The organism is Bordetella saccharivorans (assembly GCF_045862855.1).
Classification (GTDB): Bacteria; Pseudomonadota; Gammaproteobacteria; order Burkholderiales; family Burkholderiaceae_B; genus Bordetella_A; species Bordetella_A petrii_F.
Genome location: NZ_BAAFZO010000001.1, coordinates 2276782 through 2291482 on the forward strand (window position 1 = coordinate 2276782; position 14701 = coordinate 2291482).

16 protein-coding genes are annotated in these 14701 nt (G+C 70.1%); 1 reads left to right on the plus strand and 15 read right to left on the minus strand.

Features of this window, described 5'->3' with window-relative positions; all coding sequences use genetic code 11:
* Positions 1-87: 87 nt before the first annotated feature.
* From ACKTT0_RS10960 to ACKTT0_RS11005, 10 genes are all read right to left on the minus strand, one after another.
* Positions 88-705 (minus strand): glutathione S-transferase, encoded by a 618-nt coding sequence (locus tag ACKTT0_RS10960; RefSeq protein ID WP_407849939.1) that lies wholly within the window; start codon positions 703-705, stop codon positions 88-90.
* A complete protein-coding gene (locus ACKTT0_RS10965) occupies positions 702-2435 on the minus strand; it encodes an FAD-binding protein (RefSeq protein ID WP_407849940.1) in 1734 nt (577 codons plus the stop codon). The genes ACKTT0_RS10960 and ACKTT0_RS10965 overlap by 4 nt, the downstream gene beginning before the upstream one ends.
* A gap of 5 nt (positions 2436-2440) precedes the next feature.
* Positions 2441-3169 (minus strand): SDR family NAD(P)-dependent oxidoreductase, encoded by a 729-nt coding sequence (locus ACKTT0_RS10970; RefSeq protein WP_407849941.1) that lies wholly within the window; start codon positions 3167-3169, stop codon positions 2441-2443.
* 31 nt (positions 3170-3200) lie between these two features.
* Positions 3201-3956 (minus strand): SDR family NAD(P)-dependent oxidoreductase, encoded by a 756-nt coding sequence (locus tag ACKTT0_RS10975; protein ID WP_407849942.1) that lies wholly within the window; start codon positions 3954-3956, stop codon positions 3201-3203.
* Between the two features lie 66 nt (positions 3957-4022).
* Positions 4023-4742, minus strand: a complete 720-nt coding sequence (locus tag ACKTT0_RS10980; RefSeq protein ID WP_407849943.1) for an ABC transporter ATP-binding protein — start codon at positions 4740-4742, stop codon at positions 4023-4025.
* On the minus strand, positions 4735-5502 hold the full coding sequence (locus ACKTT0_RS10985; RefSeq protein ID WP_407849944.1) for an ABC transporter ATP-binding protein: 768 nt from the start codon (positions 5500-5502) through the stop codon (positions 4735-4737). Before ACKTT0_RS10985 ends, ACKTT0_RS10980 begins: the two co-directional genes overlap by 8 nt.
* A complete protein-coding gene (locus ACKTT0_RS10990; protein WP_407849945.1) occupies positions 5499-6422 on the minus strand; it encodes a branched-chain amino acid ABC transporter permease in 924 nt (307 codons plus the stop codon). Before ACKTT0_RS10990 ends, ACKTT0_RS10985 begins: the two co-directional genes overlap by 4 nt.
* Entirely contained in the window at positions 6419-7321 is a 903-nt protein-coding gene (locus ACKTT0_RS10995; RefSeq protein WP_407849946.1) for a branched-chain amino acid ABC transporter permease, read from the minus strand. Before ACKTT0_RS10995 ends, ACKTT0_RS10990 begins: the two co-directional genes overlap by 4 nt.
* Positions 7322-7334: 13 nt before the next feature.
* Entirely contained in the window at positions 7335-8549 is a 1215-nt protein-coding gene (locus tag ACKTT0_RS11000; protein ID WP_407849947.1) for an ABC transporter substrate-binding protein, read from the minus strand.
* Positions 8550-8600: 51 nt separating this feature from the next.
* Positions 8601-9392, minus strand: coding sequence for an SDR family NAD(P)-dependent oxidoreductase (locus ACKTT0_RS11005; RefSeq protein ID WP_407849948.1), 792 nt, complete (start codon positions 9390-9392; stop codon positions 8601-8603).
* 193 nt (positions 9393-9585) lie between these two features.
* On the opposite strand from ACKTT0_RS11005, the gene ACKTT0_RS11010 reads away from it, so the two are divergent.
* Positions 9586-10278 carry a GntR family transcriptional regulator gene (locus ACKTT0_RS11010; protein ID WP_028355281.1) on the plus strand — a complete coding sequence of 231 codons (693 nt, stop codon included), beginning with the start codon at positions 9586-9588 and terminating at the stop codon, positions 10276-10278.
* Between the two features lie 24 nt (positions 10279-10302).
* Here the strand turns inward: ACKTT0_RS11010 and ACKTT0_RS11015 are convergent, their stop codons facing one another.
* From ACKTT0_RS11015 to ACKTT0_RS11035, 5 genes are all read right to left on the minus strand, one after another.
* On the minus strand, positions 10303-11046 hold the full coding sequence (locus tag ACKTT0_RS11015; RefSeq protein ID WP_028355282.1) for a branched-chain amino acid ABC transporter ATP-binding protein: 744 nt from the start codon (positions 11044-11046) through the stop codon (positions 10303-10305).
* Positions 11047-11048: 2 nt separating this feature from the next.
* Complete coding sequence (locus tag ACKTT0_RS11020) at positions 11049-11756, minus strand: ABC transporter ATP-binding protein (protein WP_407849949.1); 708 nt, start codon at positions 11754-11756, stop codon at positions 11049-11051.
* A gap of 15 nt (positions 11757-11771) precedes the next feature.
* Positions 11772-12653 (minus strand): branched-chain amino acid ABC transporter permease, encoded by an 882-nt coding sequence (locus ACKTT0_RS11025; protein ID WP_028355284.1) that lies wholly within the window; start codon positions 12651-12653, stop codon positions 11772-11774.
* Between the two features lie 28 nt (positions 12654-12681).
* Entirely contained in the window at positions 12682-13674 is a 993-nt protein-coding gene (locus ACKTT0_RS11030; protein ID WP_028355285.1) for a branched-chain amino acid ABC transporter permease, read from the minus strand.
* 89 nt (positions 13675-13763) lie between these two features.
* Positions 13764-14648 carry a LysR family transcriptional regulator gene (locus ACKTT0_RS11035; protein WP_354666427.1) on the minus strand — a complete coding sequence of 295 codons (885 nt, stop codon included), beginning with the start codon at positions 14646-14648 and terminating at the stop codon, positions 13764-13766.
* Positions 14649-14701 lie beyond the last annotated feature (53 nt).

Consider the following 14701-nt stretch of genomic DNA (forward strand, 5'->3'; position numbering starts at 1 on the left):
AGAGCGCGCTGTCTAAGTCATTCTGGTAATAAGAATAGAAGCCCGCGGCACGTGCGCCGGGGCGGCCCGGGCCGCCCCGGAACGCCGCTATGCGGGGCGCGCCTCGGGGGCGGTCGCGCGCATCGAGGGGCGCTCGCCGAAGCCTGCGTACCAGGCCGCGCAGGCCGGGTGGCTGGCGCGCCAGTCGTAGTCCGGGTAGCGGAAATCCAGGTAGCCGAGCGCGCAGCCCAGGGTGATGGTGCCGATGTCGAGGCGGTCGCCGAAGCCGGCGGCGCGGCGCTCGAACTGCGCCAGCGCGTCGGCCACCTTGCCCATCTGGCCGTCGATCCAGCCGCTCCAGCGGTTCGGCTCGGGGCGCACGGTGGTCTCGTAGCGCGCCAGCAGCGCGGCGCCGAGGATGCCGTCGGCCAGCGCCTGGTCGGCCAGCGCCTGCCAGCGCGCCGGGCCGGCGGCCGGGAACAGCTTGCCGCCGCCGAGGTGGTCCAGGTATTCGCAGATGACGCGGCTGTCGTAGAGCGCCTGGCCGTCGTCGGTGAGCAGGGTGGGCACCTGGCCGAGCGGGTTGCTGGCGATGATGACGCGGTCGCGGTTGACCGGGTGGGCGGCGCTGGGCAGCTTCTCGACACGGCCGGCCTGGCCGGTTTCGTGCGCCACCACCATGCATTTGCGCACGAACGGCGAGGCGGGGGAGAAATAGATTTTCATGCGGTCTCCTCGGGTAGGGTCGCTGGGGACGCGCCGGCCAGGTGCCGGGCGGCCAACCAGCCGAAGGTTAATGCCGGACCCAGCGTAATGCCAGGGCCGGGGTAGGCGCCGCCCATGACCGAGTGCATGTCGTTGCCGGCGGCATAGAGCCCGCCGATGGGTGCGCCATGCGGGTCCAGGACGCGCGCGTGCTCGTCGGTCGCCAGCCCCCAGGCCGTGCCGATGTCGCCCGCGACCACCTGCACGGCGTAGTAGGGGCCGGCGCCCAGCGGCGCCAGGCAGGGGTTGGGGCGGTGGTCGGGGTCGCCCAGGTAGCGGTTGTAGGCAGTGCCGCCCTTGCCGAAGTCCGGGTCGATGCCCTGGCTGGCGTGGGCGTTGTAGCGCGCCACCGTGTCCTGCAAGGCGTCGGCGGGCAGCTTCAGGCGCGCGGCCAGTTCGGCCAGGGTGGCGGCCTCGTGCAGGTAGCCGGACTCGATCAGGTGGCGGCGCGGGCGTCCGCCCGGCAGCGCCAGCCCCAGGCCCCAGGTATCGATGAACTGCCGGTCGCAGATGAGGAAGGCCGGGATCGACGGCGTCTCGCGGTGCGAGCGGTACATCGCCAGCACGAACTCATGGTACGACGCCGATTCGTTGACGAAGCGGCGGCCGGCGCCGTTGACCGCGATCAGGCCCGGCTTGGCGCGGTCCCATACCAGGTGCGGGTAGCGCACCTGGCTGCCGTCCGGGCGGGTCAGGATGGAGACCGGGGCCCAGAAGGCCGGGCTGGCCGGGCGCGGCCCGAGGGTGGCGCCGGCCTCGAGCGCCAGGCGGATGCCGTCGCCGGTATTGCCTTGCGGCGCCATCGACCAGGCGCCGGTGGGCTGCGGATAGGCCTGGGCGCGGCGTGCCCGGTCCCAGGGAAAGCCGCCAGTGGCCAGCACGATGCCGCGCCGTGCCCGCACGTGCCAGGCCTGGCCGGCGCGTCGCACCGTGAGCCCGCTGGCGCGGCCGGCGGCGTCGCGATGCAGGGCCACGGCAGGTGTGTCGAGCCAATAAGGCACCTGCCGCTGCAGCAGCGCGTGGAACAGTTGCCCGGCCAGCGCGTTGCCCAGCAACAGGCGCGTGCCGCGATGGTAGCCGCGCAGGCGGTCGGCGCCGTAGCGCAGGACCAGTGTCATGGCATGGCGCCACGACTCGAACTTGCGCGTGGCATTGAGCAGGTGGCGCACGTCGGCCACCGACACCATCATGCCGCCCAGCACCAGGAATTCCGGCAGCGGGTCGCGCAATTCGCGGAAGAGGCGGCGGCCCAGCCGCCGGCCGTCGAACTCGGCCGGGTCGAGCGAACGCCCGCCCAGCGCGGCGCCGGGGCGGTCCGGGTAATAGTCGGGCGAGGCGCGCCGGGCGACCGCCTCCAGCAGGCCGTGCCCGGCCAGGTATCGCAGCACGCGCGGCGCGGCCTCCAGGTAGGCGCGCTTGAGCACGGCGGGCGCCGCGTCGCCCACGGTCTGGTCCAGGTAGGCCCAGGCTTGTTCGTAGGTGTCGGGATGGCCGGCCGCGGCGGACTGGTCGTTCAAGGGCAGCCACAGCGCACCGCCCGAGATGGCGGTGGAGCCGCCGATGCGGCCGGTTTTTTCCACCAGCAGCACCTGCAGGCCTTCCGTATGGGAGGTGAGGGCGGCAGTCATGCCGGCGGCGCCCGAGCCGACCACGATGACATCGACTTCGCTGTTCCAGCGCGGAGTATCCATGTGCGTCAGGCTCCCGAACCGCCCAGCGACTTGCCGCCGTCCACGAACAGCACCTGGCCGGTGATGAAGTCCATGTGCGGCGCGGCCAGGAACGACACGGCGTTGGCGACGTCGCACGGCGCGCCGGCGCGCCCGGTGGGCTGCAGGGCCAGTTGCGCGGCCAGCCGCTGCGGCGTCAGGGCGCGCAGCAGCGGCGTGTCGATCAGGCCCGGCGCGATGGCGTTGACCAGGATGCCGCGCGGCGCCAGCTCCATGGCGGCGGCCCGCGTATAGCCGACCAGCGCGGCCTTGGAGGCCACGTAGTGAGGGTGGTTGCGCGCGCCCAGGCAGGCGCGCGACGCGATGTTGACGACCTTGGCGCCGGGCGCCATGGTGCGCGCCGCTTCCTGCGTCAAGGTGGCCGCCGCCACCAGGTTGACTTCATAGGCGCGCCGGAAGTCGGCGCCCGTCACGTCGAAGAAGGCGCGCTCGTCGAACACGCCGGCATTGTTGATCAGGGCCGCCAGGGGCGACAGGTCGCGCACCAGGGCGCGCGCGGCGTCCTCGTCGGTCAGGTCGACCACCCGGTGCTCGGCCCGCAGGCCCTGCGCGCGCAGGCCCTCGGCGGCGCGCGGCGCCAGTTCGGCGTTGCGGTCGGCCAGCACCACGCGGAAGCCGTCGCGCGCCAGGCGTTCGGCGATCGCCAGCCCCATGCCGCTGGCGCCGCCGGTGACCAGCGCGATTGCTGTTTCCATTTCGTCTCCTTGTCGGGGCGGCGGCCGCGCTCTACACGGCCAGGAACCCGCCATCCACCGGCAATACCGCGCCGGTCACGTAGCTGGCCAGGTCCGAGGCCAGGAACAGCACCGGGCCGGCGATCTCGTCGGCCCGGCCGGCACGGGCCATGGGCGCGCGCCGCATATACCAGTCGGTGCCTCCGGCCTGGGCGCGCTGGCCGGCGGTCATGTCGGTTTCCATCAGGCCGGGCGCCACCGCATTGACGCGGATGCCGTGCGGGGCCAAGTCGCGCGCCAGCACTTGGGTCAGCGAGCGCACACCGCCCTTGGACACCACGTAGCCCGCGGTGGAAATGCCGGCGCCGTAGGCCACGATGCTGCTCAGGTTGACGATGGCGCCGCGGGTTTCCTTGAGGGCCGGCACGAAGGCGTGGGTGACGTTGAAGACGCCTTGCAGGTTGACGTCGAGCACGCGGTCCCACACGGCGGGCGCGTCGGGGGCGTCGAAGGCGGCGCGCGCCGAGATGCCGGCATTGTTGACCAGCACGTCGATGGGGCCGTGGCGGGCGCGCACCTGGGCGGCGCAGTCGAGTACCGCCGCGCGGTCGGTCACGTCCAGGGCCAGCGCATGGGCCCGGCCGCCGGCCTGCGCGAGGGCCTGCGCGCAGGCGGCCGCGCCGGCGGCGTCGCGGTCGGCCGCCAGCACGATCGCGCCTTCGCGCGCCAGCGCCTGCGCGATGGCGGCGCCCAGGCCGCGCGCCGCGCCGGTGACCAGGGCCAGCTTGTCTTGCATCATGAGCGGCATGACAGTCTCCGGGTGGTGGGGGCGGCGGGGCGCCGGATCAGGGACGTGAATGGCGCGGACATGGCCCTAGCCGCCCAGGTACGCGCGCTGCACGCTGGCGTCGCGCGCCAGCGCGGCGGATTCGCCTTGCAGCGCGATCTCGCCGTTCTCGAGGATGTAGGCATGGCTGGAGACGGCCAGCGCCAGCTTGACGTTCTGTTCCACCAGCAGGATGGTCATGCCCTGTTCGCGGTTCAGGCTTCGCACGATCTCGAAGATCTGCTCGATCACCAGCGGCGCCAGGCCCATGGACGGCTCGTCCAGCAGGATCATGCGCGGGCGCGCCATCATGGCGCGGCCGATGGCCAGCATCTGCTGCTCGCCGCCGGACAGCGTGGCGGCCTTCTGGTCGCGCCGCTCGCGCAGGCGCGCGAAAGTGTCGAAGATCCGCTCCATGTCGGCGCGCGCGGCCGCCCGGTCGGCGCGCAGGTAGGCGCCCATTTCCAGGTTCTCGCGCACGCTCATCTCGCGGAAGATCTCGCGTCCTTCCGGCACCTGCACGATGCCGCGCCGCACGACGGCATCGGCCGGCAGCCGCTGGATCGGCTCGCCGTCGAAGCGCACCGTGCCGGTGCTGGCATTGACCAGCCGCGAGACGACATTGAGGGTGGTCGATTTGCCGGCGCCGTTGGCGCCCAGCAGCGCGACGATGGCACCCTGCGGGACGCGCAGCGATACGTCGTGCAGCGCCTGGATGTTGCCGTAGGCGGCCGACACCCCGCTCAGTTCCAGCAAGGCTTCAGCCATGGGTCGCTCCCTTGCCCAGGTAGGCCTCGATGACGCGCGGATCGTCGCGCACTTGCGCCGGGCTGCCTTCGGCGATCTTCTGGCCGAACGACATGACGGTGATGCGGTCCGAGATGGACATGACCAGCTGCATTACGTGCTCGACCAGCAGCACCGTGATGCCGTCGCGTTCGCACAGCTCGGTGAGCAGGCGGTCGAGCGTCTCGATCTCGCGGTTGCGCAGCCCGGCGGCGGGCTCGTCCAGCAGCAGCAGGCGCGGCCGGATGGCCAGCGCGCGGGCCAGCTCCAGCATCTTCTGGCGCCCGAAGTCCAGGCCGGCGGCGGGCGTGTCCCGATAGGCGGCCAGGCCGACCCGTTCGAGCAGGTGGTCGGCGAACTCGCGCGCCGCCGCCGGGGCCGGGCACAGCCGCGCGGCGCGGTGGGCCGCGGCATGGGTGTAGGTACCCAGCAGCACGTTCTCGCATGCGCTGAGCGCGCCGAACAGCTCCAGGTTCTGGAAGGTGCGGGCGATGCCCAGCGCCGCCATCCGGTGGGGCGGCTGGCGGGTGATGTCCTGGCCCTCGTAGATGATGCGGCCAGCCGACGGGCGGTAGTAGCGTGAAATGCAATTGAAGGTGGTGGACTTGCCGGCGCCGTTCGGGCCGATCAGCGCGTGGATGCGACCGCGCTCGACTTCCATCGACAGGGCGTTGATGGCGGTCAGGCCGCCGAACTTGACGGTCAGGCCTGCCACGCTCAGGCAGGCGGGGGCGGCGCTCATGCGGGCCTCCTGGCGCGGCCGGCGAACAGGCCGCGCGGCGCGAACATCATGAAGCCCATCAGGATCAGGCCGTAGAAGATCTCCTGGAACGACAGCGCCTGGCGCAGCAGTTCCGAGATCAGCCCGAAGCCGATGGCCCCGGCGATGGCGCCGCGCACCGAGCCGATGCCGCCCACCACCACCATGGTCAGTACCAGGATGGTGGTCTGGAAGCCCAGGCTTTCGGGGTGGATATACGAGGCGAACAGGGTGTACATGCCGCCGGCGACGCCGGCGTACGCGGCCGACAGGGTGAAGGCGGTGCGCTTGACGGCGTTGACGTTCACGCCCATGGCCTGCGCCGCCACTTCGCTTTCGCGCACGGCCCGGAACGCCGAGCCGAGCTGCGAGCGGCACAGCGCCACCGTGGCCCACAACAGCAGCGCCGCCAGGATCACGACGAAGGGATAGGCGCGCGTATCGGACACCAGCTCGTAGCCGAACAGGCTGGCCGGCGACAGGCGCAGCCCGTTCGAGCCATTGGTCACGGCCTGCCAGTTCAGGAACACCCATTGCATCGCCTCGCCGAAGGCGAAGGTCGACAGCGCCAGGTAGATGTCGCGCATGCGCAGCGCCAGCGCGCCGATCACGAAGCCGAGCGCGGCGGCCAGCAGGCCGCCGGCGGCGATCGAGACCGGGAAGGGCGGATGCCACAGGTTGTTGATGAGCCCGGCCGTGTAGATGCCGACGCCGTAGAAGGCGGCGTGCGACAGGGCGAACTGGCCGGTTTCGCCGATCACCAGGTGCAGGCCCAGCGCCAGCACCATGAACACCATCAGCAGGTTCACCAGGTACAGCACGTAGCCGCTCGCCACGAACGGCAGCGCGGCCAGCAGCAGGGCGGCCAGCGCCAGCAGGATGCGGTCGAAATGGGCGCTCATACTTTCTTCACCTGCAGTTTGCCGCCCAGCAGGCCTTGCGGGCGCAGCAGCAGCACCACCATGATGGCGACGAAGGGCGCGACCACGATGGCGTTGGTGGAGATGAACAGGCCGACCAGGTTCTCGGCGATGCCGATCACGAAGCCGCCCAGCACCGCGCCCGGCACGCTGTTGATACCGCCGACGATGGCGGCCGCGTAGGCCAGGATAGCGATGTGGCCGATGTCCGGCGTGATGAGGATCTTGGGCGTGATGAGCAGGGCCGCGACGGCCGAGATCAGGCCGGACAGGGCCCACACCATCATGCGGATGCGCGCCAGGTTGACGCCCACCAGCCGTGCCGCCTTGGGGTTCATGCCGACCGCGCGCATGGCCTTGCCGGCGCGCGTGTAGGCGAACATGGCGAACAGCAGCAACATGACCAGCACCGCCGTGGCGAAGATGGCCAGGTCCAGCGTGGTGAGCACGGCGTCGCCGATGATGACGGGGTCGCCGGGCAGCAGCGACGGCAGCGAGCGCGGCGTGTCGCCCAGCCCGCTTTGCCGCACCAGCCCCTTGAGCGCATAGGCCAAGCCCAGCGTGGCGATCACCAGCTGCACGCCGACGCCCTTCGAGGCGATGACGCGCTCCATCACCATGCGCTGGAACAGGCCGGACAGCGCGGCCACCGCCGCCAGCGTCACGACGATGGCGGCCGCGTAGCGCCAGCCGGCCACCAGCATCAGGAACAGGGCGATGTAGCCGCCCAGCATGAAGATCTCGCCCTGCGCGAAGTTGGGCACGTCGGTGGTCTTGAAGATGATCACCACCGCGATCGCCAGCAGCGCGTACACGCTGCCGGTGACCAGGCCGGACAGCACGCCCTGTTGCAGGAACAGCCAGATGTCGCCGTAGCTCATGGGTGCGCGGGTCCTACGGCTGGTACTGCCACACGCTGGCGTAGGCGCCGGGCACCAGGGTCATGGCCTTGCCGTCGAACTTGATGTAGATGGCCGCTTCCTGCGCCGCGCGGTCATTGGGGCCGAAGGCGATGGGGCCGGCCATCACGCCGGAGTCGAACTTCATGGTTTCCAGCGCCTTCAGCACTTTTTCGCGGGTGGGCTGCGGGCCGGCCGCCTCGAGCGCGTTCACCACCGCCATGGCCGACGGGATGCCATAGGGCATGTAGCTCTGGGGATGGCCCGGCTTGGCCGCCAGGTCAGGGTAGGCCTTCTTGTACAGTTCGTACACCCATGCCACCTTGGGGCCGCCCGGCAGGTCGGCCAGCACGTCCTGGATGTACACGTTCTTGAAGGCGGCCGGGTCGCCGACGTTCTCGACCAGCTGCTTCAGGTCCGCCGTGCCGTTGACCGCCAGCACGATGGGCTTGGTCCAGCCCAGCTGGTGGGCCTTCTTGATGATGAGCGCGGCCGGCCGTGCATAGGTGGTCAGCAGCAGCACGTCCGGATTGGCGGCGCGGATCTTCAGCATCGGCGCGGTGACGTCGGTGATGGACGGGTTGACCGACTGGACTTGCAGCGCCACGTTGCCCAGGTGCCTGGCCTGGGCCTGCGCCGCTTCCAGGTTCCAGCCGCCGTAGGCGTCGTCGTGGTTGATGTAGCCGATCTTGGCCGCCTTGAGATGCTCCGCCGCGAACTGCACCATGGAACCGCCCACCGCGTGCTGCGAGATCGAGAAGGCGCCGTAGATGTAAGGCGAGGGCGGGTACAGCGCGCCGTCGCCGGAGGCGTTGAGCATGACCAGCGGGATCTTGCTGCGCTCGACATACTCGCGCGCGGCCACCACCGCCGCCGAGCACGAACCGCCGTTGAGCATGAACACGCGGTCCTGCTCGGTCAGCTTCTTCACTGCGGCGACGAGGTCGTTGGCGTTGCAGCGGTCGTCCTCGATCACCAGCTCGATCTTGCGGCCGTGCACGCCGCCTTCCTGGTTGACCTTGTCGTACCACATGCGCGCCGCGTTGACCACGTCGAAGCCGTAGGCCATGCCGCTGCCGGACAGCGGCGAGAACAGCCCGATCCGGATGCTCTTGTCGGTGATGCCGGGCTCGGCCTGGGCCCAGGCCGATGAGGCGACGGCCAGCGCCGCCAGGGCGGCCGCCGTCGCAAGACGACTGTGCGATTTCATGCTTGTCTCCTGTTGCTCTTGTGGGTGCGCGAGGGCGCGCGGCGAGCCTGCCTACTGCATGCGATAGCCGCCGTTGACGTCGATGATGCTGCCGGTGATGTAGCCCGCCGTTTCCGAGGCCAGGTAGCGCACCGCGTCGGCCACTTCCTCCGCCGTGCCGATGCGGCCCAGCGGGATGGCCTGCGCCGCGGTCGCCAGCGCGCCGCTGCTGGTGACCGTGGCGCGCAGCATGTCGGTGTCGATCAGGCCGGGCGCGATGCCGTTGACGGTAATGCCCAGGGGCGCGGCTTCGCGCGCCATGGCCTTGGTCAGGCCCAGCACCGCCGACTTGGCGGCGATGTACGAGGCGCTGGAACGGTAGCCGCCCAATTGCGCGGCCACCGAACTGAAGGTGATGACGCGGCCGTGCCGCACGGGGCGCTGCTCGCGCCGGCGCAGGTAGGCGCGCCCGCACAGGAATACGCCGCGCGCGTTGACGGCGAAGCTGCGTTCCCACAGCTCCAGCGAGGTGTTCTTGATCAGCGGCCGTTCGCCATCGGGCTGGAACAGCAGCAGCCCGGCGGCGCATACCAGGGTGCCGATCGGGCCGTGCTGTTGTTCGATGTCCTCGAAGGCGCTCTCCACCGCCTGTTCGTCGCTGACGTCGAAGGCGTGGGCCAGGTGCGGCCGGCCCAGCTCGTCGGCCACGCGCCGGGCGCGGCTGGCGTCGAGGTCGGCCGCGACCACGCGCTGGCCGGCCGCGGCGAGCGCGCGGCAGACCGCTGCCCCGATGCCGCCGCCGGCTCCCGTTACCAATGCCAGCGACGCGGTGTCGCCGCTGGCGGGCGTGGATACATTGGCCATCGAATTCCCCCGGATAGTGGCCGCCAGGCCATCTTTTGCAGCATGGAGAAAGCTAGAGTTCGGATGATTATGTATACATGGAAGTTTGGCGAGTATAGGGACTAACCCTTGCAAGAGCGGATATACCCGGTATTTTGAGTTAATCGACCCGGGAAGAATGGTCCATGTATTCTTCGTGTATACAATAACGGGCATGGACACCCTTTCCCAACACGTCACCGAAACCCTGCGCGACTGGGTCCTGCACGGCAAGTTCAGCCCCGGCGCGCGGCTGGAGGAAATCCCCCTGGCCGAGATGCTGGGCGTGTCGCGCACGCCGGTGCGGGCGGCGCTGGCCACCCTGGGCAGCGAAGGCCTGCTGGAGCACATGCCCAAGCGCGGCTATACCGTGCGCGCCTACGACCTGGACGAGATCGTGGCCGCCTACGAGGTGCGCGCCACGCTGGAAGGGCTGGCGTGCCGGCGCGCGGCGCATGCCGGCCTGAGCAACGACGCGGTGGCGGTGCTGAAGAACTGCCTGGACGAGGGCGACCGCATCCTGGGCAAGGGCGTGCTGCTGCCGGAGGACCACCTGCCCTACCAGCAGGTCAACATCACGCTGCACAACACCATCCTGGAAGCGGCGGGCAACCCGTGGCTGCGGCGTTTCGCGGCGCAGGCCCAGGCCATCCCGTATGCCTCGGACCGCATCATCCTGTGGGAAGACCACGGCATCATCCTGCGCTCGCACGATGATCACCACCGCATCGTCACCGCCATCATTGCGCGCGACGGCGCGCGCGCCGAAGCCCTGATGCGCGAGCATGTCTACTACGCCGGCATCATCCTGAAGAACAACTATGAACGCCTGGCGCGCGGCTACGGCGCGCAGGGCGAGCGGGTCTAGGGCGGCGCCCGGGGCGCGTGGGCCCTAGTCGATCTGGTAGTCCATCCAGGACGCCACCATGTCGCGCAGCCCGCCGTCGTGGCCGAACTGTTCGCGCGTGCCCTCGGCCTTGTTGCGGCCCAGCTCCAGGATGACCATGCGGTCGGCGATCTCGGCGCAGCGGCGCACGTTCTGGTCCACCAGCACCACCGTCATGCCTTCGTCGGCGAAGCCGCGGATCAGCGCGTAGATTTCCTTGGAGATCTTCGGCGCCAGCATGGCGGTGGGTTCGTCGAGCAGGATCACCGACGGCTCGATGAGCAGGGCGCGGCCGAACTCCACGAAGCGCTGCTGGCCGCCGCTCATGCTGGCGGCGGGGTCGCGGCGCTTGGCGGCCAGCACCGGGAAACGCTGGTAGACGGCGTCGATGCGGCGCCGCACGCGCGCCTTGTCGCCGCGGAACGGCCAGCAGCCCAGCAGCAGGTTGTCCTCGACCGACAATTCGCCGAACAGGCTGCGGTGCTGCGGCACGAAGGCCACGCCGCTGGCGGCGCGCTGGTGCGAGGGCTGGCGGCTGATGTCCTGGCCGTGCAGCGTGATGCGGCCGGCGCGCAGCGGCAGGAAGCCGAACAGGGTCTTGAGCACCGTGGATTTGCCGGCGCCGTTCGGGCCGATGATGCCGGTGACCTGGCCGGCGCGCGCCTGCACGCTGACGTCGTTCAGGATGGTGATGTCGCCGTGGTAGGCGACCGTGGCGTGTTCCAGCGACAGGGCGGGCGCGTCGGCCATGGTCAGGCTCCCAGGTAGGCCTCGATCACGCGCGGGTCGGCGCGCACGTGTTCGGCATTGCCCTCGCTGAGGATGGCGCCTTCGTTCATGACGACGATGTGGTGCGAGAGCTGGTAGATAGAGGTCAGGTCGTGCGACACCAGCACCACCGCGCAATCGTGCTCGGCGGGCAGTTCGCGGATCACGCCGATCAGCAGCTGCGCCAGCGACGGGTTGACGCCGGCGAAAGGCTCGTCCAGCAGCACCAGGCGCGGCCGCGCCGCCATGATGCGGGCCAGCTCCAGCAGCTTCTGCTGGCCGCCCGACAGTTCCTCGGCGTGGTTGTGGCGCAGGCGGTGCAGCTCGACCTTGCGCAGCCAGTACTCCGACTGCGCATAGCGCTCGTCGGCGCCGCGGCCGGTCTGCTGCTGCGCCACGTCGAGGTTGTCGAGCAGGCTCAGGTGGGCGAACACGCGCGGCACCTGGAAGGTGCGGCCGATGCCCTGGCGGGCGACCTCGTGCGTGGGCTTGCCGGTGATGTCCTGGCCGCCCAGCGCGATGCTGCCGGCGTCCGGGCGGTAAATGCCGTTGATGCAGTTCAGCAGGGTGGTCTTGCCCGAGCCGTTCATGCCGATGATGCCCAGGATCGAGCGCGGCGGCACGCGCAGGTCCACGCCCTGCAGCGCGACCAGGCCGCCGAAGCGCTTCTTGAGTTGGGTGACGGTGAGCACGGCGGGTTCCTCGCTTCAGCGCAGCATGCGATGGCCGAACAGGCCGGTGGGGCGGGCGAAGATCATGCCGACCATCAGCGCGAAGCCGCAGATGGTGGCGATGGACGGATTGAAGAACACCACCGAGACCTGCTCGGTGACGCCGTACAGCAGGGCGCCCACCAGCGCGCCCACCGGATGGCCCAGGCCGCCCAGCACGATCACGATGAAGCCGATCAGGGTGTAGTCGTTGCCCATGAAGGGCGAGAAGGCCGGGAACACCATGGCGATCAGCACGCCGCTGACGGCGGCCAGGCCGATGCCCAGCGCGAAGGCCACCGCCGACAGCCGCTCGGCGTCGATGCCGACGATGCGCACCGCGTCGCGGTTCATGATGATGGCGCGCAGCGCCTTGCCGGGCGTGGTGCGGTACAGGAACCACGCCAGCGCGCCGATGACGGCCAGCGCGACGGCCAGGGCCACCAGGCGCGCCGTGGGGACGAGCACCGGACCGAATTTCAGGAACACCGGCTCGATCTGGTAGGGCAGCGAGCGCGCGTCGGCGTCGAACGCCAGCAGCATCAGGGCGCTGAGCATGATGGACACGCCGAACATCAGCAGCAGCGAGCTGATCTCCGGGTCGTCGGCGCCGCGCAGGCGCGGGATCAGCACGAAGTACAGCAGGTAGCCGGCCGCGAAAAAGACGGCGAAGCCCAGCGGCAGCGCCAGGAGCGGATTGACCCCGGCGTTTTCGAGCAGGTAATAGGCGAAGTACGCGCCCAGCACCAGGAACTCGCCGTGCGCGAAATTGACCACGCGCAGCACGCCGAAGATGACGTTCAGGCCCACGCCGATCAGGCCGTAGAGGGTGCCGAGGATGAGGCCGTTGACGAGGCCCTGGATGACGAGTGCGGTCATGCGTTGGCTTCCTGGTCGGGGCGGTGGCTCAGGCGATGTAGCGGCGCCATTGCGGCTTGCGTTTCAGCAGGCCGCCGACGATGCCGCGCGGCAGGAACAGCATCAGCAGCACGATGACCAGCCCCAGCAACAGCAGGTTCAGGAGCGGGAAGCGCTGCCAGATCAGGTGGTCGACGCCGACCAGGGCCAGGGTGCCCACCACCGGCCCGAGGATGGTGCCGAAGCCGCCCGCCATGGCGTAGATGATGCTCTTGGCCGTGACCAACACGTGGAAGGCGTATTCGGGGTCCACCACGTTGGTGTACCAGGCCTCGATGCCGCCGGCCAGCGCCGGGAACAGCGCGGCCAGCATCCAGGCCTTCAGGCGGGTGTTGGGCACGTGGATGCCGACGCAGGCCGCCGCCGCGTCATCGTCGCGGATGGCCTTGAGCGCCTTGCCCAGCGACGAGGCCGACAGCCAGGTCACGGTGGCCAGGGTCGCGGCCATGACCGCCAGCATGGCGTAGTAGCTGTGCACGGGGCTGTTGGCGCTGGACAGGATCAGCCCCATGCTGCCGCCGGTGAGGTCGTCGGGCAGGTTGGCGATCAAGAGCCGCATGATGGTGGCCAGCGCCAGGCTGACGATGCCGAAGTACACGCCGCGCAGCCGCAGCGTGGGGGCGAACAGCAGGGACACCGCCAGGCCGGCCGCGCCGGCGGCCGCCAGCGCCGGCACGATGGGCCAGCCCAGCACCTTGTAGCAGATGCCGGTGGCATAGGCGCCGACCCCGTAGAACACCACGTAGCCGAACGGCAGGTAGCCGGTGAAGCCCACGCAGATATTCATGGCGCTGGCCAGCGTCACCCACAGCATCAGGTAGAACGCCAGCGACAGGTTGCCGGTGGCCAGCGGCACGGCCGCCAGCGCCGCGCCCAGCGCGATGAAGACGCCGGCCGCGATGCGGGTGCGCAGGCGTTCGGCGCGCCGGTCCTGGGCGCGATGCGAGGCCGTTTGCGCCGTGGGGGCGGCGGGGCTGTTCATGGGAGATCCTCCGGGCCGGGCTGCGGTTGGGGGCTTGCCGGAAATTATGAACAGTTTGCGCCCACAAAACCATAACTACAGGTTAAGTGTTAACCCTGGTTTTGGTCGGAAAAGGCCTCTTGCAGCACCGTGCGCAGGTCGTCCAGGAACTGCGCGCCCAGTTTCGACAGCGGCCGGTTGGTGGCGTGGACGGCGCTTATGTGCAGGGGGATCTCCTCGGCCAGCGGCACGATGACCAGCCCCGGCCACTGGTTGCTCATGACGGTGAACTCATCGACGATGGCGATGCCCACGCCGGCGTTGACCAGCGCGCAGGCCAGGTTGCTCCAGGGCACGTCGGCGCACATTCGGCACGGCAGGCCGGCCTGCTCGAAGGCGGATTGCACCAGCATGCCGTACGGCATCCGCGTGCCGACCACGATGTGGGGGTGCGGCGACAGGTCGGCCAGCGCGACCCGCGAGCGCTGCGCCAGCGGGTGGTCGCGCGGGATGGCGGCCACCATGCGGCCGGTGTGCAGGGGGTGGGCCTTCAGGAACGGGTGATCGGTCTGCATCACCACCAGGCCGAGCTCGGCCTCGCCCTGTAGGACGTCGGCGATCAGCGGCGGCAGCGCGGCGGCGTTCATGCGCAGCAGGATGTCGGGGTGGCGGCGCTGGAAGCGCGCCACCGCGCGCGGCACCAGGTACTGCGCCAGGCTGGGAATGGACGCCAGCCGCAGCACGCCGGCGCCGTGGCCGGCCAGGGCGTCGGCCAGGTCGTTGACGCGCTGCATCATGCGCTGGGTCTTCTCGATTTCCTCGAACAGGCTGTGCACCTGGGTGGTGGGCTGCAGGCGCCCGCGCACGCGTTCGAACAGGGTCAGGCCCAGCTGCTTTTCGGTCTGGGCCAGCATGCGGCTGACGGCCGGCTGGCTGATCGCCAGCAGCCGGGCGGCGCCGCTGATGGAGCCGGCCATGACGATGGCCCAGAGCATTTCGGTTTGCCGGTAACTCAGTTTGTTGTTCAAGGCGTGCGCTCCATGCCTAT